The sequence below is a fragment of the Kineococcus sp. TRM81007 genome, from assembly GCF_022669155.1.
GTDB lineage: Bacteria > Actinomycetota > Actinomycetes > Actinomycetales > Kineococcaceae > Kineococcus.
Genome location: NZ_JALBVB010000050.1, coordinates 44,151 through 47,088 on the forward strand (window position 1 = coordinate 44,151; position 2,938 = coordinate 47,088).

Genomic DNA, 2,938 nt, shown 5'->3' on the forward strand with positions numbered 1-2,938 from the left:
GATCACCGCGGGGTGGGGAGGAGGCACCCGAGGGGGCGTCTCAAGCGGTGCCCGGGGTGTGCCGATGGAGGACGGTCACCCCTGCCCGCGGGGTGCGCCCGGACGATGGAGGCCCCCTTGAGCTCGACGCCCCCGCCCCCCGCCGGTGACGGTGGCCGCAGGCGCTTCGCCGACCGCTCGGTCGCCACGAAGATCGGCGCGATCGTCGCCCTGTCGTGCACCGTCGCCACCGGCCTGCTCGTGGTGGGCCTGGGCGGCCTGTCCGACGTCAGCGCCCGCACCAGCGAGGTGTACGAGCGCGACCTGCTGCCGGGCGCCGACCTGGCCGACCTGCGCTCGGCCGCCCTGGAGAGCCAGCGGGACCTGGCGAACCTGGCCCTGGCGGACGACGACGCCGCCCGCGCCGACCTCGCCGAGCGCGTCCGGGCGGACGACGAGCGGGTCGACGAGCTCACCGCCTCCTACGCGGCGGCCCTGAGCACCGACGCCCAGCGCGCGAAGCTGCAGGAGTTCACCACCTGGTGGACCTCCTACCGCGGCACCCGTGACGGGTTCCTCGCCCCGCTGGCGATGTCCGGCGAGGCCGGGGACCGCGCGAAGTTCCAGCAGCTGTACCTGGGCAACGTCGCACTGCTGGCCGGCAACGCGGAACGGGCCCTGACGGAGCTGGACGACCTCAGCGAGGAGCACGCCCTCGCCTCCGTGGAGGCGGCGGCCGGCACCTACTCCACCGCCCGCACCACGATGGTCGCCGTGCTCGTCTCCGGCCTGCTCGTCACCGTGCTCCTGGCGCGCTGGACGACGAACCTGGTGGTGCGCCCGCTGCGGCAGGTCGTCGACGTCCTCGGCCGCGTCGCCGACGGCGACCTGACCGCCACCGCGGACGTGGACCGCCACGACGAGGTCGGCCGCATGGCGCAGGCCCTGCGCACGGCCACCGAGAGCATGCGCCGCACCGTCGCCGGCCTGGACGCCGACGCCGGCACCCTGGCCCGCGCCGCCGGGGACCTGCAGGCGACCACGTCGGCGATCTCCGGCAGCGTCGCGGACGTCTCCGAGCGCGCCGGCACCGTGGCGCGCTCCGCGAACGACGTCAGCGGCCACATCGCCGGTGCCGCCGCGGGCGCGGAGGAGATGGGCGTGTCCATCACCGAGATCTCCACCAACGCGGCGCGGGCGTCGGACGTGGCGGGCCGCGCGGTGGGCATCGCCACCGAGACGGGCGAGACGATGGCCGCGCTGGGCCGCTCCTCCGCCGAGATCGGCGACGTCGTCAAGACGATCACCTCGATCGCGGAGCAGACGAACCTGCTGGCGCTGAACGCCACCATCGAGGCCGCCCGCGCCGGCGACGCCGGCAAGGGGTTCGCCGTGGTCGCCGGGGAGGTCAAGGAGCTCAGCGGGCAGACCGCCCGGGCCACCGAGGACATCGCCACCCGCATCCAGGCCATCCAGGGGGACGTGGAGCGCGCCGTGACGGCGATCTCCAGCATCTCCAGCGTCATCGCCGAGATCAGCGACTACCAGGGCACGATCGCCGCGGCGGTCGAGGAGCAGGCGGCCACCACGCAGGAGATGAGCCGGCTGGTGGGTGACGCCGCGAACGGCGCCACCGAGATCGCCGGGACGATCGGCGCGGTCGCCGGCGCCGCCCAGACCAGCGGTGCGGGTGCGGCCGAGTCCGACCAGGCCGTGCGCGAGCTGGCCGGGATGGCCGACCGCATGCGCGCCACCGTCGCCACCTTCCGGTACTGACACCGGTCCCGGCCGTGCGCACCGCCCCGAACCCCGACTCGAACGCCGCCCCGCGGCACACCCCCACCCCCGGGAGGACCACCGTGAACCGCACCCCCGCGAAGGCCGCCGCGACGCTCGCCGCCCTCGCCACCCTGGTCCTGGCCGGGTGCGGCGGGGACGCCTCGGACGCGCCCGCCGCGGGCGGTGAGCGCCGCGTCGCGTTCCTGGCCCCCAGCACGTCGCTGCGGGCGCTGGCGTACGACTACCCGAACTTCGCCGTGCGGCTGCAGGAGCGCTGCGGGGACTGCGTGGTGGACCTGCACACCGCCGCGGACCAGGCGGAGCAGAACCGGCAGGGCGAGCGGGCCCTCGCCGACGGCGCCGAGGCCCTCGTGGTCGTGGCCGCCGACGGCGCCGAGGCGGCTTCGCTGCTGCGCAGCGCGGACGCCGCGGGCGTGCCCGTGGTGGCGTACGACCGGCTCGTCAAGGACGCCCCGCTGGACTACTACGTCTCCTTCGACGGCGGCGCGGTGGGCGAGATCGGCGCGCGGGCGATCCTCGACGCGGTGGGCGAGCGCGCCGGGCAGGGCGCGGTGGTGATGCTCCAGGGCGACCCGGCGGACAACAACGCCGGCCTGTTCGCCGCCGGCGCGCACTCCGTGCTGGACGGGGAGGTCGAGATCGCCGCGGACCGCTCGGTGGCCGGCTGGAGCGCGGAGCAGGCCGAGGTGGAGATGGCGGCGGCGCTGCGCGAGCTGGGCGGGCGCGAGCTGCTGGGCGTGTACACGTCCTACGACGGCCTCGCCGCCGGCGCCCTGGAGGCGCTGACCGCCGCCGGGTACGGCGGGGTGCCGATCACGGGGCAGGACGCGGAGGTCGCCGCGCTGCAGCGCATCCTGGCCGGCACGCAGACGATGACGGTGTTCAAGGACCTGCCCGCGCAGGCGCGCACCACCGCCGACCTCGTCGCCGACGTCCTGGCGGGTGAGGAGCCGGCGACGACGACCACGACGGACAACGGCGACGGCGCGGTGCCCACCGTGCTGCTGCAGCCGGAGGCGGTGACGAGGGCGGACATCCGCTCGAAGGTCCTGGACTCCGGTTACACCACCGCCGAGGCGCTGTGCGCGGGTGCGGCGAGCGCGCTGTGCCAGGAGGCCGGCATCACCGGCTGACGCCCGTCGACGTGCGGGAGGGCCCC

At 76.0% G+C, this 2,938-nt stretch carries 2 protein-coding genes; both read left to right on the plus strand.

All coding sequences use genetic code 11. From position 1 onward, the window contains the following. The first annotated feature begins 117 nt into the window (after nt 1-117). The gene (locus tag MN205_RS09025; RefSeq protein ID WP_242126429.1) at nt 118-1,755 is read left to right on the plus strand and encodes a methyl-accepting chemotaxis protein; all 1,638 of its coding nucleotides are present in this window, start codon (nt 118-120) and stop codon (nt 1,753-1,755) included. 83 nt (nt 1,756-1,838) lie between these two features. Next, nucleotides 1,839-2,912, plus strand: a complete 1,074-nt coding sequence (locus tag MN205_RS09030; protein WP_242126432.1) for a sugar ABC transporter substrate-binding protein — start codon at nt 1,839-1,841, stop codon at nt 2,910-2,912. The last annotated feature ends 26 nt before the right edge of the window (nt 2,913-2,938 follow it).